General features: G+C 49.3%; 20 protein-coding genes. 5 read left to right on the top strand and 15 right to left on the bottom strand.

All coding sequences use genetic code 11. The annotated features are described in order from the left end of the window. The first annotated feature begins 11 nt into the window (after positions 1 to 11). From ACMYSL_RS29330 to ACMYSL_RS29315, 4 genes are all read left to right on the top strand, one after another. A complete protein-coding gene (locus ACMYSL_RS29330; protein ID WP_181484317.1) occupies positions 12 to 1,196 on the top strand; it encodes an MFS transporter in 1,185 nt (394 codons plus the stop codon). Beyond that, positions 1,165 to 2,124, top strand: coding sequence for an HTH-type transcriptional regulator YidZ (gene yidZ, locus ACMYSL_RS29325; protein WP_434661016.1), 960 nt, complete (start codon positions 1,165 to 1,167; stop codon positions 2,122 to 2,124). The genes ACMYSL_RS29330 and yidZ overlap by 32 nt, the downstream gene beginning before the upstream one ends. A 146-nt stretch (positions 2,125 to 2,270) precedes the next feature. Next, positions 2,271 to 3,008 carry a 4'-phosphopantetheinyl transferase family protein gene (locus ACMYSL_RS29320; protein WP_304254484.1) on the top strand — a complete coding sequence of 246 codons (738 nt, stop codon included), beginning with the start codon at positions 2,271 to 2,273 and terminating at the stop codon, positions 3,006 to 3,008. Positions 3,009 to 3,045: 37 nt separating this feature from the next. Then, a complete protein-coding gene (locus ACMYSL_RS29315; RefSeq protein WP_182235420.1) occupies positions 3,046 to 3,612 on the top strand; it encodes an NADPH-dependent FMN reductase in 567 nt (188 codons plus the stop codon). Positions 3,613 to 3,661: 49 nt separating this feature from the next. Here the strand turns inward: ACMYSL_RS29315 and adeP are convergent, their stop codons facing one another. Beyond that, the gene (gene adeP, locus ACMYSL_RS29310) at positions 3,662 to 4,999 is read right to left on the bottom strand and encodes an adenine permease AdeP (protein WP_110276019.1); all 1,338 of its coding nucleotides are present in this window, start codon (positions 4,997 to 4,999) and stop codon (positions 3,662 to 3,664) included. A 167-nt stretch (positions 5,000 to 5,166) separates the two neighbouring features. Between adeP and yieH the strand changes: the two genes are divergently transcribed. Then, positions 5,167 to 5,832, top strand: coding sequence for a 6-phosphogluconate phosphatase (yieH, locus tag ACMYSL_RS29305; protein ID WP_434661015.1), 666 nt, complete (start codon positions 5,167 to 5,169; stop codon positions 5,830 to 5,832). Between the two features lie 144 nt (positions 5,833 to 5,976). On the opposite strand, the gene ACMYSL_RS29300 is transcribed toward yieH, so the two are convergent. From ACMYSL_RS29300 to ACMYSL_RS29235, 14 genes are all read right to left on the bottom strand, one after another. Beyond that, on the bottom strand, positions 5,977 to 6,723 hold the full coding sequence (locus tag ACMYSL_RS29300) for a GolD/DthD family dehydrogenase (RefSeq protein ID WP_434661014.1): 747 nt from the start codon (positions 6,721 to 6,723) through the stop codon (positions 5,977 to 5,979). A gap of 79 nt (positions 6,724 to 6,802) precedes the next feature. Further along, entirely contained in the window at positions 6,803 to 8,032 is a 1,230-nt protein-coding gene (locus ACMYSL_RS29295) for an MFS transporter (RefSeq protein ID WP_434661013.1), read from the bottom strand. 403 nt (positions 8,033 to 8,435) lie between these two features. Then, complete coding sequence (locus tag ACMYSL_RS29290) at positions 8,436 to 9,158, bottom strand: glucosamine-6-phosphate deaminase (RefSeq protein WP_434661011.1); 723 nt, start codon at positions 9,156 to 9,158, stop codon at positions 8,436 to 8,438. Positions 9,159 to 9,212: 54 nt separating this feature from the next. Beyond that, positions 9,213 to 10,379, bottom strand: a complete 1,167-nt coding sequence (locus ACMYSL_RS29285) for an esterase (RefSeq protein ID WP_434661010.1) — start codon at positions 10,377 to 10,379, stop codon at positions 9,213 to 9,215. A gap of 41 nt (positions 10,380 to 10,420) precedes the next feature. Beyond that, entirely contained in the window at positions 10,421 to 12,067 is a 1,647-nt protein-coding gene (locus tag ACMYSL_RS29280) for a carbohydrate porin (protein WP_434661009.1), read from the bottom strand. Between the two features lie 170 nt (positions 12,068 to 12,237). Then, positions 12,238 to 14,115: a PTS beta-glucoside transporter subunit IIABC gene (gene bglF / locus ACMYSL_RS29275; RefSeq protein ID WP_434661008.1), complete on the bottom strand. Its 1,878-nt coding sequence runs from the start codon at positions 14,113 to 14,115 to the stop codon at positions 12,238 to 12,240. A 408-nt stretch (positions 14,116 to 14,523) separates the two neighbouring features. Further along, positions 14,524 to 15,249 carry a phosphate signaling complex protein PhoU gene (phoU, locus tag ACMYSL_RS29270; RefSeq protein ID WP_434661006.1) on the bottom strand — a complete coding sequence of 242 codons (726 nt, stop codon included), beginning with the start codon at positions 15,247 to 15,249 and terminating at the stop codon, positions 14,524 to 14,526. Positions 15,250 to 15,298: 49 nt separating this feature from the next. Further along, a complete protein-coding gene (pstB, locus tag ACMYSL_RS29265; protein WP_110276026.1) occupies positions 15,299 to 16,072 on the bottom strand; it encodes a phosphate ABC transporter ATP-binding protein PstB in 774 nt (257 codons plus the stop codon). A 47-nt stretch (positions 16,073 to 16,119) separates the two neighbouring features. Continuing rightward, the gene (pstA, locus tag ACMYSL_RS29260) at positions 16,120 to 17,010 is read right to left on the bottom strand and encodes a phosphate ABC transporter permease PstA (RefSeq protein ID WP_110276027.1); all 891 of its coding nucleotides are present in this window, start codon (positions 17,008 to 17,010) and stop codon (positions 16,120 to 16,122) included. Beyond that, the gene (gene pstC / locus ACMYSL_RS29255; RefSeq protein WP_110276028.1) at positions 17,010 to 17,969 is read right to left on the bottom strand and encodes a phosphate ABC transporter permease PstC; all 960 of its coding nucleotides are present in this window, start codon (positions 17,967 to 17,969) and stop codon (positions 17,010 to 17,012) included. Before pstC ends, pstA begins: the two co-directional genes overlap by 1 nt. 125 nt (positions 17,970 to 18,094) lie before the next feature. Beyond that, entirely contained in the window at positions 18,095 to 19,135 is a 1,041-nt protein-coding gene (pstS, locus tag ACMYSL_RS29250) for a phosphate ABC transporter substrate-binding protein PstS (RefSeq protein ID WP_434661005.1), read from the bottom strand. A 211-nt stretch (positions 19,136 to 19,346) separates the two neighbouring features. Further along, the gene (locus ACMYSL_RS29245) at positions 19,347 to 20,429 is read right to left on the bottom strand and encodes a fimbrial protein (RefSeq protein WP_434661003.1); all 1,083 of its coding nucleotides are present in this window, start codon (positions 20,427 to 20,429) and stop codon (positions 19,347 to 19,349) included. A gap of 64 nt (positions 20,430 to 20,493) precedes the next feature. Then, positions 20,494 to 23,010, bottom strand: a complete 2,517-nt coding sequence (locus tag ACMYSL_RS29240; protein WP_434661002.1) for a fimbria/pilus outer membrane usher protein — start codon at positions 23,008 to 23,010, stop codon at positions 20,494 to 20,496. A 21-nt stretch (positions 23,011 to 23,031) separates the two neighbouring features. Further along, positions 23,032 to 23,721 carry a fimbrial chaperone gene (locus ACMYSL_RS29235; RefSeq protein WP_434661000.1) on the bottom strand — a complete coding sequence of 230 codons (690 nt, stop codon included), beginning with the start codon at positions 23,719 to 23,721 and terminating at the stop codon, positions 23,032 to 23,034. Positions 23,722 to 23,786: the final 65 nt, after the last annotated feature.

Below are 23,786 nucleotides of genomic sequence, written 5' to 3'. Positions count from 1 at the left end.
TGAGGGGTTCTATGGCACGCTTTCTTATCTGTAGTTTTGCGCTGGTTTTGCTTTATCCATCCGGCATCGATATGTATCTGGTCGGCCTGCCGCGCATCGCGCAGGACCTGGGGGCCAGCGAAGCGCAGCTGCACATCGCCTTCTCGGTTTATCTCGCGGGAATGGCCGCCGCGATGCTGTTTGCTGGCCGTATAGCGGATAAATCAGGACGTAAGCCGGTTGCCATATTCGGAGCCATAGTCTTTGTTCTGGCTTCCCTGCTCTGTTCTCAAGCGCAGGTCAGTACCCACTTCCTGGTTGGGCGTTTTATTCAGGGGATTGGCGCGGGCAGTTGCTACGTCGTCGCCTTTGCGGTGCTGCGCGATACCCTCGACGATCGCCGCCGTGCCAAAGTCCTGTCGTTGCTAAACGGTATCACCTGCATTATTCCGGTACTGGCTCCGGTACTGGGCCATCTGATTATGCTGAAATACCCCTGGCAGAGCCTGTTCTATACCATGACCGGCATGGGCGTTCTGGTAGGCCTGCTTTCGATTTTTGCTTTGCGGGAAACGCGCCCAACCTCCATGCCGCACACGGAAACGCAGCAAAATATCGCCCCCGAGTCGCTACTTAACCGCTTTTTCCTCAGCCGAATTGTCATTACCACCCTGAGCGTGACGACTATCCTGACCTACGTTAACGTCTCCCCGGTGCTGATGATGGAAGAGATGGGCTTCGATCGTGGAACCTATTCTATGGCAATGGCGCTGATGGCTCTGGTCAGTATGGTGGTTTCGTTCTCGACGCCGTTTGCCCTGACGCTGTTTAAGCCGCGCACGCTGATGCTGACCTCGCAGGTTCTGTTCTTTATCGCTGGCCTGCTACTTTGCCTCTCCACCAGCCAGACCATGACGATGCTGGGACTGGGGCTTATTTGCGCCGGATTCTCCGTCGGCTTTGGCGTGGCGATGAGTCAGGCTTTAGGGCCATTTACCCTGCGCGCGGGCGTCGCAAGCTCAGTTTTAGGGATTGCTCAGGTCTGCGGCTCTTCGCTGTGGATTTGGCTGGCGGCGATCGTCGGACTCAGCGCGATGAATATGCTGATCGGGATACTCATTGCCTGTAGCATAGTAAGCATTGTTCTGATTATGGTCGCTTCCCCGTCGCGGGCCGCGCAGCGCTATGAAGAAACCCCTGTCGAGTCTCGATCTTAACTTACTCTTGTGCCTGCAGCTTTTAACGCAGGAGCTCAGCGTCACCCGCACGGCGAAACGAATGAACGTCTCGCCGTCAGCGGTGAGCAAGTCGCTGGCCAAGCTGCGCGCCTGGTTTGACGATCCTTTGTTTGTTAAAACCCCTCTGGGACTGTCGCCCACGCCGCTGATGAGCAGCATGGAGCAGGATTTAGCGGACTGGATGCAGATGGGCAATCAGATCCTCGATAAGCCTCATCACACGATGCCAAGCGGTCTGAAGTTTGAGCTGGCAGCGGAGTCGCCGCTGCTGATGATCCTGCTAAATTCGCTTTCTCAGCGGATCTACCAGCACTATCCTCAGGCGCTGATCCGCCTGCGTAATTGGGATTACGATTCACTGGATGCCATTATTCGTGGCGAAGTTGATATCGGTTTTTGCGGGCGTGAAACCCATCCGCGATCCCGGGAACAGCTAAGTATGCTGCCCTGGTATATTGATTTTGAAGTTCTGTTTACCGACCTGCCGCAGGTGTGGCTACGCGCCGATCACCCCGCGCTCAGCGAGGAATGGAATCTTGACACCTTCTTACGTTATCCGCACATCAATATATGCTGGGAACAGAGCGATACCTGGGCGCTGGATGACGTGCTGCACGATCTGGGGCATAAACGCACCGTGGCATTGACTGTGCCAGGTTTTGAGCAGTCGCTGTTTATGGCTGCACAGCCGAATCATACAATGCTGGCAACTGCGCCACGCTATTGTCAGCGTTATAATCAGCAGCACCATCTACCGCTGGTCTCGCTTCCACTACCGCTTGAGCCATCGCTTCTGGAGAAAGTGCGCGTACCCTTCACGCTGTTGTGGCATAAGCGCAATAGCTACAACCCGAAGATCGTCTGGCTGCGAGAAACCCTAAGACAGCTCTATATCGACCCGTTGTAGCCCTGGTTTGCCTCGTTCGCGCAATAAATTGTAAAATTCACACAATTTCCCTTTTCAAGAGGTCATTTCCGCATTAAAACCTGACTATTCTGAGCGATAATATTATTCGCAGTTTTTATCATTGACCATTAATCACGGAGCGACGAATGGCAACGCATTTTGCAAGAGGGATACTCAACACCAGAGAACCACAATCAACACGCCTGTCGGCGGCCTGTCATCAATCAGCAAGACGCCTGCCCGAGTACCGACAAAGCCGCTATCGTGCATCACGATCGCTACTCGCAGAACTACTCTTTATGTTGTATGGCATTAGCGAACTTCCAGAAATTATTGACGAAGAGAATGGAAAACCGGCTTTTCGCGACGAACATCTCCCGCGCTTCTCCATCTCCTATGCTGGTAATATCGTTGGCGTAGCACTCACCACCGAAGGGGATTGCGGTCTGGATATGGAGCTACGGCACACCTCCCAGGGTTTACATTCATTACATGATGCTGACCGCTACGCTTTTAATAGCAATGAGCGTTTATGGATTAGCAACCAGCACGACCCCGATGAAGCACGCGCTCAACTGGCTGCACTACGAAAAAGTACCCTGAAACTGACCGGGGAATCCCCAGTTCACCTACAGCTTCTCCCGGGATCGGGCCGATTACGAACGGGCAGAATGCAGCCAATAGAAGCCGTCTGTGACGCCGAAACAGTGCTGGTCTGGTCCATCGCCGCAAGCCCGGATATTGGCCAACTAAAAATCTGGGAATATGGCGGCAAAGCGGGGTGGCACAGCCTGCCTGACGCGCAAGTTCGTGCAAAAGAGTTATCCACTCGACTCATGCGCTTTACCAGCTTACCAACCGAAAAAGCCTTCTCCCTCAACTGACCGGCCCGTCCGGCCATCATGATGCAAAGGAGCAATCATGTCTGATACGTTGAAAGTTGTTACGTTACTCGGAAGCCTGCGCAAGGGCTCTTTTAATGCCATGGTAGCGCGCACCCTGCCCGGCATTGCGCCTGCGGGAATGGAAATCTCCGCGTTACCATCCATTGGCGCGATTCCGCTGTACGATGCCGACGCCCAACAGGAAGAGGGATTCCCGCAAAGCGTGCAGGATATTGCTCAGCAAATTCGCGAAGCGGATGGTGTGGTTATCGTAACTCCAGAATATAACTACTCGGTTCCTGGTGGCCTGAAAAATGCCATCGACTGGCTGTCTCGTCTGCCAGAACAGCCCCTATCCGGCAAACCAGTATTGATTCAAACCAGCTCAATGGGCGCGATTGGCGGCGCGCGCTGCCAGTATCATCTGCGCCAGATTCTGGTCTTCCTCGATGCGATGGTGATGAACAAGCCAGAGTTTATGGGCGGTGTGATTCAGAATAAGGTCGATCCGCAGGAGGGGAAGGTGGTCGATCAGAGTACGCTCGATCATCTCAGCGGGCAGCTAAGCGCCTTTGCTGAGTATATTCAGCGGGTTAAAGCGTAGTATTGTTCCCTCACACTCGCCAGCATGCCGAGTGTGAGGGGAACGCGCATTAATGAGCGTCGATAAACACAATCTTCAGCACGAACAGCAGCGAAACCACAATCACGCATGGGCTGAGGTCACGCAGACGGCCGGTACCAATCTTCATCACGCAGTAAGAGATAAAGCCTAAGGCAATACCTTCGGTGATGGAGAAGCTAAACGGCATCATCACGGCAGTAATAAACGCCGGAACCGATTCGGTCAGATCATCCCACTTCACGCGCGCCAGGCTGGACGTCATCAGGACGCCAACGTAAATCAGCGCACCGGCTGCGGCATAGGCCGGAACCATGCCTGCCAGCGGCGACAGGAAGATAACCAGCAGGAACAGAAGACCAACCACTACGGCGGTTAAGCCAGTGCGGCCGCCAACGGAAACCCCTGAAGACGATTCGATATAGGCAGTCACGGAAGAGGTGCCAATAAAGGAACCCGCAACGGACGAAACGCTATCGACAAACAGCGCCTGCTTCATGCGCGGGAACTTACCCTTCTCATCGGCCAGACCGGCTTTATCAGTCACGCCGATCAAGGTACCGGAAGAGTCGAACAGGTTCACCAGCATAAACGAGAAGATAACTCCCGCCAGACCGAGATTCAGCGAACCCGCCAGATCAACATGACCAATCACCGTGGTGACGCTCGGCGGCGCAGAAACGATGCCGGTATAGTGAACATCACCCAACATCCAGCCCAGCAGCGTGGTGACCACGATTGAAACCAGTACCGCCGCGTGAATGTTGCGGGAAGCCAGAATCGCGATAATAAAGAAGCCAAGAATACCCAGCAGTACGCTGTGGGACGTCAGGTTGCCAATACTCACCAGGGTGTCTTTGTTTGCGACAATCACACCTGCGTTTTTCAGGCCCATCATCCCGATAAACAGACCGATACCGCTGGTGATACCGACGCGCAGGCTAACCGGGATATTAGCAATCATCCAGTAACGTACGCGGAAAATCGTCAGCAGCAGCAGGCCAACAGCGCCCCAGAAAATCGCGCCCATCCCGACCTGCCACGGCAGCCCCATCGCCTGGACCACGACAAACGCAAAGAAGGCGTTAAGGCCCATTGCTGGCGCCAGCGCCACTGGCAGGTTAGCAAACAGCCCCATCATGATGCTGCCGAATGCGGCGATCAGACAGGTGGTGACGAAAACGGCGCTGGTATCCATACCCGCCACGCCGAGAATCTGTGGGTTAACGAAAACGATGTATACCATCGTCAGGAAGGTGGTGAAACCTGCAATCGCTTCGGTACGTGCCGTCGTGCCATGTTCGCGGAGTTTGAACACGCGCTCCAGCAGACCCTGGCCAGAAGACTGGCTGGTTTGTTGTTGACTCATTATCGGTTTCCGAACAAAGGAGGGAAAATTCGTCGCTATCCTATACCAAAATGCGACAATAAGGGCAGTTGTGAGATACTTTTTTTCATTGATTTTGCTTATACGGCAACGATTGCGTCTCACGAATCAGCATGACGAAAACGTTAACTTACTAAAATGGAAACGACATGACCCAACCAGAATCAGTATTTTTCGACTGTGACGGCACGCTGGTCGACAGCGAGGTGATCTGCTCCCGCGCCTACGTCCATATGTTCAGGGAATTTGGCATTACGCTGGATTTAGAAGAAATTTTTAAGCGCTTCAAGGGCGTCAAACTTTACGAGATTATCGACACCATTAACGCGGAGTACGGCGTTGACCTGCAAAAAGCGACTCTTGAGCCGGTTTACCGCGATGAAGTTGCACGTCTGTTTGATACTGAACTGGAAGTCATCCCTGGCGCGCAGGCGCTGCTGGATGCGGTCAAGGTGCCGATGTGCGTGGTCTCCAACGGCCCGGTGAGCAAAATGCAGCACTCTCTCGGCAAAACCGGAATGCTGCACCATTTTCCTGAGCGTCTTTACAGCGGGTACGACATCCAGCGCTGGAAGCCCGATCCGGCCCTGATGCTCCATGCCGCAAAAGCGATGAACGTGAACGTCGAGAACTGCATACTGGTCGATGATTCCAGCGCAGGTGCGCAGTCAGGGATCGCTGCCGGAATGGAGGTGTTCTACTTCTGCGCCGATCCGCACAACAAGCCGATCGTGCATCCGAAAGTGACGACGTTTACCCACCTGGACGAACTGCCGAAACTGTGGAAAGCGCGCGGGTGGGATATCACGCGCTAAGTATTTAGATTGCAGATAAAGAACGCTCTTATGGAATGACCAGGAGACGCTTCTGTTCGGGGTTATAGAAAACTCGTTTGGGAATTTGTAAGCCGGGCAAAGCGTTAGCCGCCGCCCGGCAGAAATACAAGCATAATAGACAAATCAGATAATAGTGTAGCCACCATCAACGATTAGATTTTCGCCGGTAATCATCCCAGCCTTATCACTGACAAGATAAGCCACCGCAGCCGCTATTTCATCCGGCATGGCAAAACGCCCCGTTGGAATTTTCGCCTTCATCTCGGTTGCCCTTTCACCCTGCCAGTAGCGTTTACCTAATTCCGTTTCTACCACGGTTGGGGAAATGGTGTTGACGGTAATGCCATATTTTCCCCACTCTGCCGCCAGCACTTTTGACGCAATTACCAGTCCAGCTTTACTTGTGCAGTACGCTGCGTGATTCTCCAAAGCAATAACGCTGGCCTGGGAGGCAATATTAACAATACGACCACCGAGCTGGTTTATCATATACTCCCCAACCGCCTGAGAGAGAAAATAAGGTGCTGTCAGGTTAACCAGCAATGTCGCATCCCAACTCTCTTTTTTCACCTCTGAGGCCGCTTCGAGAATTCCAATCCCAGCATTATTCACCAAAATATCAATACGCCCATAGCCATCCACCACGTGCTGAACCAGTGAAGGGATCGCATCGATATCTGATAGATCAGCGGCGATGCCGATACCTTGCATCTGTTTCGCTTGTTCGACAACCTGCGGGTTCTTATCCACCATGATAACCGTCGCGCCTAATTCACTCATCAGTTCAACAATGGCGAGCCCAATACCTGCCGACGCTCCAGTCACCATGGCGACCTTTCCGTTCAAGCCAAAAAATTTATCAATGTTCATTTTTCTTCCTTAAGTGTCAGGGAGGTTAAATCCATTTCGTTCTGCGTCAGATTGAGCTGAGGATTTCGAATAAACCACGTCAGCACTCCGCCGAGGAAATAAAGCACTGAATAACAAATGACAACGATTTTAATATCAAAAGACATACTAAAGAGGAGCGTAGCAATGGCTGGACCAATGAAGTTGCCAATGCCCCCCCCAGATTTTGTACTGAAATTGCCGCACCTTTATGGTCGGGCGCTAACATTGGGAAAATAGCCCCCATGGGGACAAAAGAGGTAAGCGTAAACGCCAACAACAGAGCAAAAAATATTGCCATACCAAGACTGGCAGGGAAGTACAACGGCATAAAATAGAATAGTAGTGTGGTGATGGTACAACCAAAGAAGCCCACCCAGCGCATCTGAAACAACCAGCCAATACGGTCACCAATAATCCCCCACAAAACATTAGTAACAGGTTGTACCAAGAAGAATATCCCCCAGATTCGCATCCATTGTTCAGAGGTAAACCCTACCTCCTGAGACGTATAATGCAGCGGCATAAAGATAGGAAAACCAAACAATGCGAGATTGCATAACACCCGGATGATTAAAGCCAAAAAGATATTTTTATCCTGAAAGATAAGCGTTACACCACGGCTTATTTCCTGTAGCTTTGCCGATTTAGGAATCGAAGCCTTATTTTGTGAAGGCAACTCTTTCAAAGTTAACAGTGCCAGAATACCCCCAACAACAACCCATGCTAACGACATCCATAATGTGGCAATAAACCCCATTAGCGGGATAGTTACGCTAGGTAAGAAAGACGCAACGATGCCATAGCCGATGGTGAACATCGACCAAATCCAGCCAGTTGCTGAAGCCAGGCGATGTGGCGGCGTTCGTTGAACCACAAGCACATAAAAAGCGTAGAAAAATAACGGATAGGCAAAACCACGTAGTGCGTAAAAAACCAATATAAGCGGGTAATTTTTAGCTGCCAGACCAAAATGAATAAACAACACGTGGAAAACGACCCACCATACTACACCTAGCGCCATAATTTTCCGGGGACCATAGATCTCACTGATCCCTCCGGATAACCAACTAGCAATAGCAGCAGTAACAGCATAAACGGTAAATATCATCGCGCTTTGTGAAACACCAAAGCCAATGTCAATGATGTATTTCGAGAGAAAAGCTAATTCGACACCATCGCCCGTCATAAAAATGGCTATGGCGATATAGCCCCAAAAGAGTTTAACTGGCATACCAAATACAACCCTGGAAAACTCCGAGGGATTTTCAGATAACTGTGATGAATTCATTATCATTCCATTGATCCTTGATTGTAATTTTTACTTAAGGAGACAACTCGAATGAAGTATAAAAAACACTCACAATAAAACCTTTGTATTTTTGCCAATCACTTTTAAAAATGGCAATCAAACATAACTAACGCAGCACGCGCTCACATATTAATACGCAACATAAAAAAAGCACCAGATGAATATTAACCAAAATAACATTCACACCATAAATATAAACTCCTTCGCACCCTATAATTAAACCATTAAGAGGCGAGAAATACATTTGTGACGCAGCAATTAAAGATGGGATATATTAATAATAATGATAGCAGAAATAATGAAAGAGTTAATTGTCGCGGTAGTTAGCTCAGAAAAAAGTGCAGCGGGTATAGCGCAATTGGGTTGCGCTATACCCGGAAGTTTACGGTTTGCTCAGCTCAGCAACCGCAGCTTTATCGGCAATAATCACCAATGAAGGATGCAGTTTCAGCACCGAGGCCGGAACCTGCTCGCTCACTTCACCCTCAATTACCTGTTTCAGCGCCTGAGCTTTCGCCGCACCGCTGACGATAAGCAGCAGATTTTTCGCCGCCATCACGCTTTTCGGCCCCATGGTAACGTAGCTATCCGGCACCACTGAGAAATCCCCGCCCATTTCGCCATGGGCAACGATACCAACCATATCCCCGGTAATAGGAAATTCAACAGTCGCATCATGGAAACGCGTGGTATTCGGCAAGTTACCGCAAAAATGGCCGTCAGCACCCAGCCCCATGACGATCAGGTCAAGGCCACCGTCTTCCTGCAACTGACGGTCATGGTGCATAAAGTTTTCATGGCTGAGCTTGTGGATGTTCTGTTCCTGAATCTGCGCGGGAGTGAAAAACAGATTACGCAGATTACTGATGGTGATGCCCTCACGATCCTGGCCGCGGAAAGGAATCTCATCAAAATTGTAATAATGAACCTGAGAATAAAAGGATTTCCCTTTGATGGCAGCAGTCAAATGTTCATACATTTTCTTCGGCGTGCTGCCTGCCGTCACCGCCAAATTCATCCTCCGCGGTGCGGTGATGTAGCCCAGAACATGATGGCTGGCGACCAGACTCATCTCTTCATAATCTTCCGTCACGATTAATTTCATTTTATCTCCCTGTAAATATTGAAGATAAGGGGCCTGAATCCTGGCCCCTTATTTTTACTTAAATAGCTTCTGCACAAACTCAGCGTAAGCCGGACGCCAGACATCCATTTCATGGTTCAGACCGGGATATTCATGGTAATCAAACTTGATTTTCTGCTTTTCCAGCTCAGTTTTCAGACCCGCAATATCCTTCCCGGTGACAACATCTTTCTCACCGACAACCACGGTAAAGTTACGCAGTTGCTTATTGATCGCCTGCGGCTGGTTTAGTTGTGCTTCCACGCCTGCATCCGGCACCGTTGTTGTCGTTACGCCACTAAACGTTGCCAGCCAACCAAAGCTTTCAAGGTGGTTCATTCCTGAAACCAGCGCCTGATAGCCGCCCTGCGACAGCCCGGCGAGCGCCCGGCCATCCGCGTCTTTACGCACATTGAAGCGCTCATCAATCAGCGGAATGATGTCGTTCATCAACTCTTTATCGGCCGCTTTGGCATTTAACGGATAGAACGTTTTGCGCCGCTCCTGCGGCGGGAAGTTCTCTGCGATCGCTTCAGGAACATCGGTCTCAGTATCCGGTACCACAACTAACATCGGCTTAATTTTGCCTTCAGCCAACAGGTTATCCATGATTTGCGGGATGCGTCCCTGATCGATGGCCGACAAGCCGCTGTCGCCAAAACCGTGATAGAAATAGAGTACCGGCAGCGGTTCGCCGGTACCGGTATAACCCGGCGGCGTCCAGACATAGGCACGACGTTCAGAATTCAGCGCCTTTGAGTGATAGGTCAACGTCCGTAACTCACCGTGAGCAACCGCCCGATCGTCAAGAATGCTGCCCGGCACCAGAATCAGGCTGGTATTCACCTGGCGCTGCGGCTTCTGATAGCGGCTGCCGGTATCAACAGAGCGGAATCCATCAACATCAAAATAGTATTCGTAGAGGTTAGGGGCCAGAGCTTCGCCTTTCCACGTCCAGATCCCCTGCTCGTCTTTAGTCATATCGTGAGAAACAAAGGTATCCGGCGTTGCGCCCGTCACCACGGAGACGCGTTTTGCGTCCGGCGCAAACAGGCGAAAGGTTATGCTCTTATCAGCGTTAACCTGCGTAATATACTGGCTGACTGGGATCGACCCGTTTGGCGTTGCCGGAAACGGCGCGGCATGGGCGGTAAATGCTGCACCCGCCAGCGCCAGAGCGAAATAAATAGCATGTCGTTTCATCGTTATTCCTCTTGAAAATTTTGTCCTGACCGTTGCCAGCTTTACCACCAGATTTCAGCCTGGGCGCCAACGGCAAATTGATCGTTTTTACCATCTTCAAAAATGCTGCTGGTATTGCTGTTCGCTGCCTTGTCCAGGTCGATGTCCTTCGCTTTAATATAAGTCGCATAGAAACGGATTTCCGGGCGGGAGGTCAGCATACTGGTATTCACTTTGAAGGTATGGAACAGCGTGGTCTTATAGCCAGACTCGTTGTATTTCTTGCCGGTGATGTCTTTGTTCTGCTGCTTGAAGTACCCCAGCTCAACGCCAGTCTGGTTGTATTTATCCCAAATATAGGCAGGGCGGACAACGGCGCGAATGGATTCAAAGTCTGAATGCGCGCCCGTTTCGTAGCTATAAACGTCATTACCAAAGGAGTAAACAATCGCGTTGGCCAGAATCACGTCATCACGCAGGTAGGTTTCACCCTGCGAGGTTAAACGGACGGCGGTACCGTTGGTATGATCGCCATAGTATCTGCCGTTAAAGGTTGTGTACGGACTGGATCCCGCATAGCGTGAGAAGCTGCTGGCAATCGAGTTATTTGCCAACAGGAATGAAAATTCGTTAAACCCGCCGTTATCAAATTTCTGCGTTAACGACGTTCCTGCCATCCAGGTATCTTTCCACTCATAATATCCATTATTTCCTTCATTATATTTCTCTGATGAGCTTTGGTTAGCCGCCACATAGCGCCCGGTAACCATCAGAGAAGCTTTATCCCAGAGAGGAATCTCTTTATAACGAATATCAATGGTATTGGTGTTAATTTGCTGGCTTTTGGTCAACGAGCGGTTGTAATCATCAACGTCTTCGCGTACCAGTGCGATATCAAATTTACCCGCGCCCACCTGCCAGTTCTCAAGACCAATACCGGCCGCCGCATCCGTTCTCTGGGTTTTCCAGTCCAGCATCTGGATTTCAATTTTCGGCGCACCATGTCTGCCCACCCAGAAATCGGCTTCTGGCGCGAACGGCAGGAATCCTTTGGTATTGACGTACATATCAGCAAACTGCAGATAGTTTTCATTACCGGCATTGTCACCAAACCAACCTGTGGAATATTGTTGGCCGACATTGCCATCAAGCATAACAATCGCATCGACGCGTTTGTTATCTTCCTGGTAGACCCGCTGCTTAAGCTGCAAATCAAACCAGCCGGAATATTCATTACCAAAGCGGCCAAGCGAACCGATTGCCCAGGACTTTGGCGATCCATGAGATGCGGTTCCCCAGCCAGAGCGGTAGTAACCGTTGTAGCTAAAGCCGATTTCATCCTTCACAAACTTACTGAAATCTTTCATCGTCATGGAGCTATAAATAGATTCTCCATTAGCCGCAGCTTGATCATTTCTTACCAGTACGGCGGCCGGTTTTTGCGCACTGCCCGCAGGTGCCGGAGCGCTCACCACCTGTTGAGCAGCACTTCCTTTATTACCGCCAGGCTGAGTATTTGAGACCCATATCTGATTCCTGGTCTTTTCTTCGTCTTTGTATTTTTTAAGCTCTTTCTGCGTATCCTTAAGCGCCTGTTCAAGAAGTTCAAGACGTTGCTCAACCGTCAGCGATTCCGCCATGGCATTAGCGGTATAAGCAAGCGGGGCCATAAGAATCATTGCAGATGTAATCAGATTTCTTTTAAACATAATATCCCTTTATCTAAGTATTGGCATAAAACGGAATACCGTTAGCAAATAAATGCGTCAGATAACACTCCGGCTCTGACGCTATATAAAAACGCTATCATTCAAACGCAAAGATTAAAGATGCCTCCTTTAAACTCATGGTTACAGGAAAGGAAACCTGTCATTTATACTTATTTAATGATCGACAGAAGCTCACTCCCGGAAAGAACCTGCTCCTTCCCTAAAACCAGAACATCCATATAATCATCACTATTAGTTATTAGTATTGGCGTCACGAGATTAAAACCGGCAGCAGATATCGCGGGGAGGTCAAAAGACAATAAGAGATCGCCCGCAGAAATTTTATCACCGACATCAATATGAGAAGTAAAATGCTGTCCCTTCAATTTAACGGTATCAAGGCCAACATGAATAAGGATCTCCGCGCCATCATTAGACTTAATACCAATGGCGTGTAATGACTCAAATAAAGAGATAACCTCGCCCGAAACGGGTGAATAGACCGTACCGCTATTGGGTAGAATCGCAATGCCTTTACCTAATAAACCGCTGGCGAAAGTGTTATCTGGTACCAGTTCGAGAGGAACGATAGTTCCGTTCATGGGGGAGGCGATCGTTTCAAATTTCTGCAACGGTTGACCGTTCAGTTCAACGGTGGATTCTTCTGGTTGCGGTTGGCTATTTTTCTTACCAAAAATGCCGAACAACAGGGTACCAAGGAAAGCTAATCCCATTGCCAGGAAGCTACCGATAATGCAGGCCCAAACCGTGTAATCAACCCCCGTCGGTGGAATGGTTTGCATAAAGGTAAAAATGCTCGGAACACCAAAAGAGTAAACTTTCGTCTGCGCGAAACCCACTATTGCAGCACCAATACCGCCGCTCACGCAGGCCACAATAAACGGATAACGACGCGGTAAGTTAACACCATAAACAGCAGGTTCAGTGATACCAAAAAGTCCGGTTAACGAAGCTGACCCCGCCACCACTTTTTTCTGTACATCGCGTTCGCTGATAAAAATAGCCAAGGCGGCGCCCACCTGAGCCAGAATGGCTGGCGTCATTAGCGGCAGCATCGTGTCATAACCGAGCACGGTAAAGTTATTGATACATAACGGCACCAACCCCCAATGCAGGCCAAACATTACGAACACCTGCCACAATCCGCCCATCACAGCACCAGCTAACCAGGGCGCTGTTTGATAGAGAAACTGATAGGCCAGCGCCAGCATTTCACTCAGCCATGTAGACACCGGACCTACCGCTAAAAAGGTGAGCGGCGTAATAACGACCAGGCAAATCAGAGGAGAAAAGAAGTTTTTGATAGCTGAAGGCAGCCAGCGGTTCAATCTTTTCTCTAACAGGCTACAGAGCCAGGCAGAAAAAATAATCGGGATCACGGAAGAGGTATAATTGATAAAGGTAATCGGCATACCCAGAAAATGCAGGATCGGGTTATCCGGATTTTGCGCTTTTTCAAATGCCTGCAAAATCAATGGATGAGTTAGCGCCCCACCAATCACCATCGTAGTAAACGGGTTACAACCAAATCGTTGCCCCGCCGTGTAGCCCAGAATAATGGGGAAGAAATAAAACAGGGAATCACTGACGCTGAACATCAGTAAATAAGTACCGCTCTGCTCGGTTGTCCATCCGCAAACGAGTGATAATGCCAGAACACCTTTTAAAATACCGGTAGCTGCCATCAACCCTATAAAAGGCGTAAATATCCCGGAGATGATATAGATAAGCTTATTGAATATATTATCCTTATCCTCTTCTTTTTTTACACTATCAGCGTTGTTTATTACCCCAATCAACCCATTAATAGTATTGAACATATCAGCAACGTGATTGCCAATAACAACCTGAAACTGGCCGCCGCTTTCGACAACCATAATAATGCCGGTGGTATTTTTAAGTCTCTCAGCCTGAGCTTTACTCCGATCGTGAAGCTTAAAGCGTAAACGTGTCGCACAGTGCATCAGACTAATGATGTTCTCTCGACCGCCGACGCCAGCGATTATTTTTTCGGCTAATGCCTTCATGGTTTACCCTCAAACATCCTTGCTTAGAATCAAAAAAAACCTGAAGCAAATCACCTGTCTAAAACAGAGGTAATTTGCTTCAGGTTTTGCCCGCATGGCGGTAACAACCCCAGTATCTTGCTGATAGTGGATTATTTGGCAAAAAAAAACCTGACATCACCATGTGAATGGCAACATCAGGTTTTGCCTGCTTACGCAGTAACAATCCAGAGTTTTTAATTCGAGCCTTGTAATGACAAGTTACCCGATTAATGGTCCGTATTGTTACGCTATAAAAATCAGATCACAATTAATGAAATTATTATTTGTGACGAAAATCTCACCAATCTCACTTAATTAAAACAAGACAATCACAAATCATAATCAACCCTGATAATTCCATTTATCAGGATTGACTCTAATGATTTATCACTCTTTGGGGGCTTTTCCCGCCAGCAGTTTATCCAGCTCGTCGCCGCCAACATGACGGAAATCCTGACCTTTAACGAAGTAGAAAATATACTCACAGATGTTCTGGCAACGGTCGCCGATACGCTCAATCGAACGAGCACAGAACAACGCGGTCAACACGCTTGGAATAGTGCGCGGGTCTTCCATCATATAGGTCATTAGCTGACGCACAATGCCTTCATATTCCTGGTCGACTTTCTTGTCTTCACGGTAGATACGCACTGCTTCGTCCAGATCCATACGCGCGAAGGCGTCCAGCACATCATGCAGCATCTGCACGGTATGACGCCCCAGCGATTCCAGGCTCACCAGCAGCGGTTGGTGCTGATGAGAAAATTTCTCCAGCGCAGTGCTACAGATTTTATCCGCCACGTCGCCGATACGCTCCAGCTCCGCGATGGTTTTGATGATCGCCATCACCAGACGCAGGTCGCTGGCGGTCGGCTGACGTTTGGCAATGATGCGCACGCAGGCTTCATCGATCGCCACTTCCATCATATTGACCTGTTTATCGCCGTCGATAACGCGCTTCGCCAGTTCGCTGTCCTGGTTGTGCATCGCGGTGATCGCATCAGAAAGCTGCTGCTCCACCAGCCCACCCATGGTCATGACCTGAGTGCGGATGTACTCCAGTTCAGCATTGAACTGGCCGGAAATATGTTTGTTAAGATTTAGGTTGTCCATAGTATCTCCTGATTGCCCAATGGGTTAGAGCCTGAAAGCAGAAGGGCAATCAACCGTAGCGGCCAGTAATATAATCTTCAGTTTGCTTCTTAGCGGGCTTGGTAAACAGGTCGTCCGTGTTGCTGAATTCAATCAGCTCGCCAAGATACATAAATGCCGTATGGTCGGAGCAACGCGCAGCCTGCTGCATGTTGTGGGTCACGATAACGACGGTGTAATCCTGTTTCAGTTCGGTGATCAGCTCTTCAATGCGCCCGGTAGATATCGGGTCCAGCGCTGAGCAAGGCTCATCCAGCAGCAGGACTTCTGGACGAATCGCGATACCGCGCGCGATACACAGACGCTGCTGCTGACCACCGGAGAGAGAGTATCCGCTCTGATGCAGTTTATCTTTGGTTTCATTCCACAATGCGGCTTTGGTCAAAGCCCACTGGACGCGCTCGTCCATATCCGCACGGGAAAGTTTCTCAAACAGACGCACGCCAAAAGCGATGTTGTCATAGATAGACATCGGGAACGGCGTCGGCTTCTGGAATACCATGCCCACTTTCGCACGCAGCAGAGCGATATCCTGGGTGTTGGTCAGAATATTATCGCCATCCAGCAGAATTTCGCCTTCTGCGCGCTGCTCCGGGTACAGTTCAAACATCTTGTTGAACGTACGCAACAGCGTGGATTTACCGCAGCCTGACGGACCGATAAACGCCGTAACCTGGTTTTTGGTGATATCCAGGTTGATGTTTTTCAGGGCATGGAATTTTCCGTAGTAGAAGTTCAGGTTACGAACTGAAAGCTTACCCGGGGTTGCATTCACCATACTCATCTCGTTCTCTTCCTCATTCGACGCCGCATTTCGCCGCGCCGTAAAAATTAACCGTGTTTATTCTTCGCGAAAATAACGCGCGCCAGAATGTTCAGCAGCAATACGCACAGGGTGATAATCAATACCCCGGCCCATGCCAGTTGCTGCCACTCCGCAAACGGACTCATGGCAAATTTGAAAATGGTCACCGGCAGGTTAGCAATCGGCTGCATCATATCGGTGCTCCAGAACTGGTTGGAGAGCGCGGTAAACAGCAGCGGTGCCGTTTCCCCGGCGATACGGGCGATAGCCAGCAGGATACCGGTCATGATGCCGGATACCGATGCTTTCAGGGTGATAGCAGAAATCATGCGCCACTTCGGCGTTCCCAGCGCATAAGCCGCTTCTCGCAGGCTGTCTGGCACCAGTTTCAGCATGTTTTCCGTGGTACGAATAACGATAGGCACCTGCAGCAGAGCCAGCGCAATCACGCCTGCCCAGCCGGAGAAGTGCTGCATTTGCGCCACCACGATGGTGTAGACAAACAGGCCGACAACAATCGAAGGTGCAGAAAGCAGGATATCGTTAATAAAGCGGATAACTTCGGCCAGCCAGGATTTACGTCCATATTCCGCCAGATAAATCCCCGCCATAATGCCCAGAGGTGTTCCGATAACCGTCGACCACAGGATCAACAGGCCGCTGCCCGCCAGGGCGTTTGCCAGACCACCACCCGCCGTATTTGGCGGCGGCGTCATTTCGGTAAACAGCGCCAGGCTCATGCCATCAATACCGCGGGTTACGGTCGACATCAGGATCCAGACAAGCCAGAACAGACCAAACGCCATGGTCGCCATCGATAGCGTCAGGGCGAGGCGGTTTTTCATGCGGCGTTTTGCCTGCATTTTACGGCGAGATTCCGCCAGTTCTGCAGTGGTTTGCAATTCGATCGTCGCCATTAGCGAGCCCCCTCATTCTTAGCCAGGCGCATAATCATGAACTTCGAGGCAGCCAGTACAATAAAGGTGATCACAAACAGAATCAGACCCAGCTCCATCAATGCTGCAACGTGCAGGCCGGTTTCCGCTTCGGCAAACTCATTCGCCAACGCAGAGGTGATACTGTTGCCCGGCATAAACAGCGAGGCGCTATCGAGCTGATAGGTGTTGCCGATAATAAAGGTCACCGCCATGGTTTCCCCCAGCGCACGTCCCAACCCGAGCATTACCCCACCGATAACACCGTTTTTGGTAAAGGGCAGAACGATACGCCAGATAACTTCCCACGTCGTACAGCCGATACCGTAAGCGGACTCTTTCATCATCACCGGCGTCTGTTCGAAAACGTCACGCATAACGGCAGCGATATAAGGAATGATCATGATCGCCAGGATGACGCCTGCGGCGAGAATACCGATACCAAATGCCGGGCCAGCGAACAAAGCGCCAACGAAAGGAATGTTGGACAAGACGTTGCCAACGGGTTCCTGGAAGTAAGTCGCAAACAGCGGAGCAAAAATGAACAGGCCCCACATGCCGTAAACGATACTGGGAATTGCCGCCAGCAGCTCAATGGCGATGCCCAGAGGACGCTTCAGCCAGGCTGGCGATAGTTCCGTCAGGAACAGTGCGATACCAAAGCTCACCGGTACGGCAATCAGCAGCGCGATAAATGAGGTGACCAGCGTGCCGTAAATCGGCACCAGAGCACCGAAAATCTGGTTCGGCGCATCCCACTCTTTGGTCCATAAGAAGGCAAAGCCGAATTTTTCAATGCTTGGCCAGGAAGAGATAATGAGGGAGACGATGATGCCGCCCAGCATCAATAGCACAATCAGCGCCGCCAGTTTTACCAGCACGCTGAAAATTATGTCACCCTTTTTCCCCGGAGGGTTGAATGCCGGCTTGGTTGCAGCCATAAATTACTCTTCAGTTTCGGGCCAGAAAAAACCGTAGTTTACTGATCTTTCTGGCAAAGGTAATACCATACCCTAAATAATTCGAGCTGCTGGAACATGGCCGGCAGCTCGATATTCCGCGGGTATTAGTACAGCGCTTTACCGCTGCTGTCTTTCACGTTGGTCTTCCATGCAGCGCGAACCTGCTCAACCACGCTATCCGGCAGGGATGCGTAGTCCAGTGCGTTTGCTTCTTTACCGCCGTTTTTATACGCCCAGTCGAAGAACTTCAGCACTTCAGCAGTCTGCTCTGGCTTAGTGGAAGCCTTGTGAACCAGGATGAAGGTTGTAGAGGTGATAGGCCATGCATTTTCACCTTTCTGGTTAGTCAAATCCTGTGCGAAGGATTTGCTCCAGTCGATACCTTTCGCTGCGTTAGCGAAGTTATCTTCAGTCGGGCTAACCGGCTTACCGTCTGCTGACAGCAGCTTGGTATAAGCCAGGTTATTCTGTTTAGCGTAAGCATATTCGACGTAGCCGATAGAACCCGGCAGACGCTGAACGAAAGCGGCGATGCCGTCGTTGCCTTTACCGCCCAGACCAGTCGGCCAGTTTACGGTAGAACCTGCGCCAATTTTAGATTTCCACTCTTCGTTCACTTTCGCCAGGTAGCTGGTGAAGACGAAGGAAGTACCGGAACCATCAGCACGACGCACAACGGCGATGTTCTGAGAAGGCAGCTTCAAACCAGGGTTCAGTTTGGTGATGGCTTCATCATCCCACTTCTTGATTTTACCCAGGTAGATGTCACCCAGCGTTTTACCGTCAAGCACCAGTTCACCTGATTTGAGACCCGGGATGTTCACCGCCAGCACCACGCCGCCGATAACGGTCGGGAACTGGAACAGGCCTTCCTGAGCCAGTTTGTCGTCAGCCAGAGGAGCATCAGAAGCACCGAAATCTACGGTGTTGGCAGTGATTTGTTTTACGCCGCCAGAGGAGCCGATACCCTGGTAGTTAACTTTGTTACCAGTTTCTTTGTTATAGGTATCTGCCCATTTGGCATACACCGGCGCGGGGAAAGTTGCACCTGCGCCAGTCAGGCTTGCTGCTGCAAAAACAGAGAAAGCGCTCATCGATAAGGTCGCGGCGACAACTGTTGCGACGGTGGTACGCATAACTTTCATAATGTCTCCTGCTGGATTCGTAAATCATTGTTTCGAAGCTATGGTGAGCAAAATAGGACAAACAGGTGACAGTTATATGTAAGGTTTATGACAGTTTAATGACAGTGAAATTTAGCGGGCAATATTTTGATTTTTAATAAGACTTACTGGCTGAAAATAGCCAGCAACCTATTGATATGACAGCGGCTGTCATAAACAACCGCTAAGTGATTTAGTTAGTGAACTCAATCGTCAGCGTTGCGCTGGCGGTAAACTTACCCGGTTTTGGACGCGCACCGGTCAAACTGGCAGGTGCCGCAGAGAAAGTGACTGAACCACTTTTTCGCCCAATAATCGTTGTACGTCCCATATCCGCAGCCAGAAGGCCATTGAGAACGCTAATTTCATTATCGAACTTGTTGTAAACTTTTATCCCAACGTCTTCATTATCAGTCACGACCATTGAGTTATCTGCATTGCGATCGGTACCAGAAAAAGAGATATCGACACCCTGCGTTCGATCGTCCCCCATTCCGGTGCACTCGACATTAACTGTTTTAGTGATTTTCCGTGAAGTAATGGCCTGCCCGACGGTGGTCGAAAAGTCCGAAGCAGGAATTGAGTCAAAATCAAAATAAATGTCCTGATCGGCGTTGATCGTGCAGGACTGCGGTGCACTCAGGCTGCCTGAGATACGTACTTTTGCCACAACATCACCACGAACAGAGTTACTGGATATATTGGCATATACCAACGCAACATCCGTTGGGGGAATAATAACTGTCCCATTAATTGAGCGCTTAACGCGAAATGAAAGTTGCGAATCTGTCCCTGTTTGAAGCCAAATCCCCACAGCAGAAGTTTTGCTCCCTTCGCAAACGTGATTTGTTGTCGTTGTCTGGTTAGAAACATGCTCAAAAGGAACATTTTTATAACCGGCATTCAGAACGTATATTCTCGTGCCTACATCAATGTCTTCATTGATGTAATAAAAGGCAAGTCCATTTTTAGTTTGAGTATAAACCATGCCTGGCGCAGGGTCTGCTGAGTAGTAAATTTCATGGAAAGAGCCGTCGCGGTGTGTAGTATCACAGATACATTCAACGCGATAGGTTTCAGAGGATGTTGCATTAGCGACATCCATTAATGTTGTACCTGCCACATTGTTTTGAGCGCTAACTGTCGCGAGTGGAAATTGAAGATTTAACGTATTCATTCCATTCGTTGGCGTACATGTCCCCGCAGTCGCCGCATAACCTAAAGGTAACCCGGTAAAAAAGAGCATTGCACAACAAACGCTATTCCATATTTTCATAATATAAACACCGTATTTACGATCGTTCCATATATCAACACTATCTTAAGGTCAGTAGCTGTTTTTATTTACAAGTACTATCAATTTGTATTAGCTCATTATTTTTTGGTTCTGATAGTTTATAATTCACAGTACATGTATTTTGTCCCACTACCGTAAAATGCCCCTCTAATGGCATACCGGACAGATAAAGCTCGCCATTATCGCCGACGATTCCGCTTACGGTTCCTGAATCCAAATCAGCTGTCGCCATTGCCCCGAAAGGTAAGGGTTTACCGTTACTCTGTGTCACACTGAACAACACGCGATACCCAACATGCGTAACAAACGCAGCTTTCACGACCGCACCACGGGTTGGAATCAGGTTTACCACAGTGTTATCCAGCTCAACATTCCCTTTAGCAAAGTAGTTGCTGTCAATCGCCACCCGGTTTTCATCATATGGGTTGAGCTGAGTTTTAACCGCGTAGCCCCGCCAATCCGTCGCTACGCCGGTTGCGTTTTCCACCGACAGATCGCCAGCACCAGGCGCTTCAACTAGCGCCACGGTTTCACCCAGTTCTTGTGAGAAGGTCACTCCACCGCTATGCACCAGAATGCCACCGCGGGTACCGTAGTTGAGAGTCTGTGAATCCTGGCTATAGGCATAACTTCCGTTTACCGAGCCATAGGTTCCGTCGTAGCCCATACTCACGTTACTGCTATAAACATCTTCCGGGGAGCTGGTCCAGGATTCCTGAACGTTATACGAAAGGTTATTACCTTCCAGAAGAGTTCCGCCGATCCCGGCCTGCATAGTGCTTTCGTTATGGTTATTTTGTGTTATGGAGTAGTCGACATAGCTACTATCCAACCAGCCGGAAAGCGGAACAGAAAGGGTGAGCATGAAAATCTGCTCATGATCATTGCTGTTATCGTCATTATATCCATCACCCGAAGAATGGTTGATGGAGTCGGTGTAGTTCCACGAAACGCTCCATGAAACCTGTCGCCAGTTATTGTTGTAACCAAACTGAACTAGACGCTCAACCTCCTTACTCTGCCAGTACTCCTGGCGACTTACCGTGAGATAGATATTTCCCATATTGCGGCCAAAAGACTGTGTCCAGGTCCCTTCAATACGACTACGGCGGTTTCCCGTTACCCAAAAGTCAGAATCATTAGCCTGTCTCGATGCCCATTCATTAAGCGTGTAAAAACCTTCGGTAGAATAACGGTAACCCACCAGCCGAAAATTAGTATCCGTATCGTCAAAACGTTTGGAATAGAGGAAACGGTATGACTGCCCACTCTCATCATCACCATCATCAAAGCGCGCCTGTGCCTGGGTGGCATCGATCGAAATGGCTCCAAATGAGCCCATATCTTTGCCCATACCTAATGCAACGGACGCATAATCTTCGGCGATCTGCGTGCCGCCATACAGAGTTAGCCCCCAGGGTAAACCACGCATAATCTGAGCCTGGGCAACGTTAGGCGTAAATTTTGTTTCATCACGCATTTCCCCAACGCTGATATCTATATCAGTCTGACCCTCGCGCTTAAGGATCGCCAAAGATGCATAAGGCTGGGTAAAATGCTGCTCGCTACCATCCTCTTCTTTAATGGTAACGTCCAGATCGCCGCCACCGCTGGTGGTGTTTAAGTCGGTAATCTCAAACGCCCCTTGCGGTACCGCGGACTGATATATCACGTAGTTATTCTGGCGGATAGTCACCTTAGCGTTACTTTTAGCAATCCCACGAACAACTGGCGCAAAACCATTCTGACTGGACGGTAGCATGTCATTATCGGTATAAAGCCTGACGCCACGTATTTGGTTACTGTCGAAAATATCGCTGGCCGTCCATGTGTCGCCAACCATAATTTGGCTGCGCAAAGCGGCAATATCCCGCTGAATATAGCTACTGACAGAGTGATATTCCGTACTGCCATCATATGAGTTAAAGGTGCTGTAGTTTCGCAGTCGCCAGGCCCCCAGATTTATCCCATTACGTAGGTTCAGATAATAGCTATCGCTACTACCAGAATCGTAATTCGATTTAATAGAGTGGGAGCCAGAAAAATCATAGTTCACCATCAAAGCATTGATGCCCTCATCCCAACGCGATGGGCTGATATAGTCGTAGGCAAACTGGTTCAAATAGATTTGCGGTACGGATATATTCAGCACTAGCTTATTGGCATCAAGCAACCAGGTTGACCCCTCAACCAGCGGGACAGGATCAATACACGTGGTATTATCGACATTTGTCATTGATTTTAGCGCTTCCACCTTAACACCGTAGGACGAAAGCACATCCTTCACCGCGATAAAACAGGGATGCAGTTCTGCATCAGGCGTCTCCTGAACGAACCGAATATCCTGACGCTCGAACATTTTACCATTAATGACAACATCTACTTTGTAGTGCCCGGGAGGTAAGCTGTTAGTACGGTTGAACTGCCGAAGATCGACATCGACAGGGTGATCGATTTCCAGAAGATGTGGATTAAACATAGTATCCCGGGCCACCGCGTGGGTAGTAAAGCCCAGGCAGGCACCTGAAACCAACGCGAGAAAAAGACGCGGGTAAGTCATATAGATATCCTTATCAGCGAATTACAACGCCTGTTTAATTGGATTACTAATTGCGCCGTAATCATTAATAAATCGCCAGACAACGGATTGACCATTGACGCCAGCAGGCAGATCCAAAGTTAATGTTTCAAAGGGCTTAATCATATTTAAGGGAACATCTTTGCCATCGACTATCACGTCCATAATATTGATATGGATGGGATTCGGGTTTTCCACGACCAAATGACGCCCTTGACGATGAAATTTAACTTTGGAAACAGCTTTTTCAGGAATAAGTTTGATTGTAACTGGCCGCCAGAACAGCTTAATACGTGTTTTTATGGCGATTTCCAGCGTACTCCCTGCTTTGTTATCATTTGATGATGGTGGAATGTTTTTTACATTCAACCAAAAAACAGACTCACGGTCCTGGGGCAGATCGCCAGCCGTTTTAATAATTCGCAAAACTTTTTCCTGACCAGCCTCAAGTCGGGAGACAGGTGGAATGGCCGTAAAAGGAGGTTTACTTTTGTCATCTTTGTTAAAAGGATCAACCCAGACTTGAATCAGATACGGTAGTGTTGCTTCCTTATTATAAACAGAGATAGTACTATCACGACTATCTCCATGAAAAATAACGCGTGTGCCACCTACAACAATACCAGCAAAAGAGAGCGAAGTATTAAAATACAGAATAAAAACAAGAAATATTTTTAATAGTTGATTAATCATCCCACCCCTCACTGACAAATAGAAAGACATCTGCCATTCGGCAAATACCGGCCATAATGACAGAT

Origin of the sequence: Klebsiella sp. MISC125, from assembly GCF_051131775.1 — a bacterium.
Taxonomy (GTDB): Bacteria; Pseudomonadota; Gammaproteobacteria; order Enterobacterales; family Enterobacteriaceae; genus Klebsiella.
This window is presented reverse-complemented; position numbering and strand designations above follow the sequence as displayed.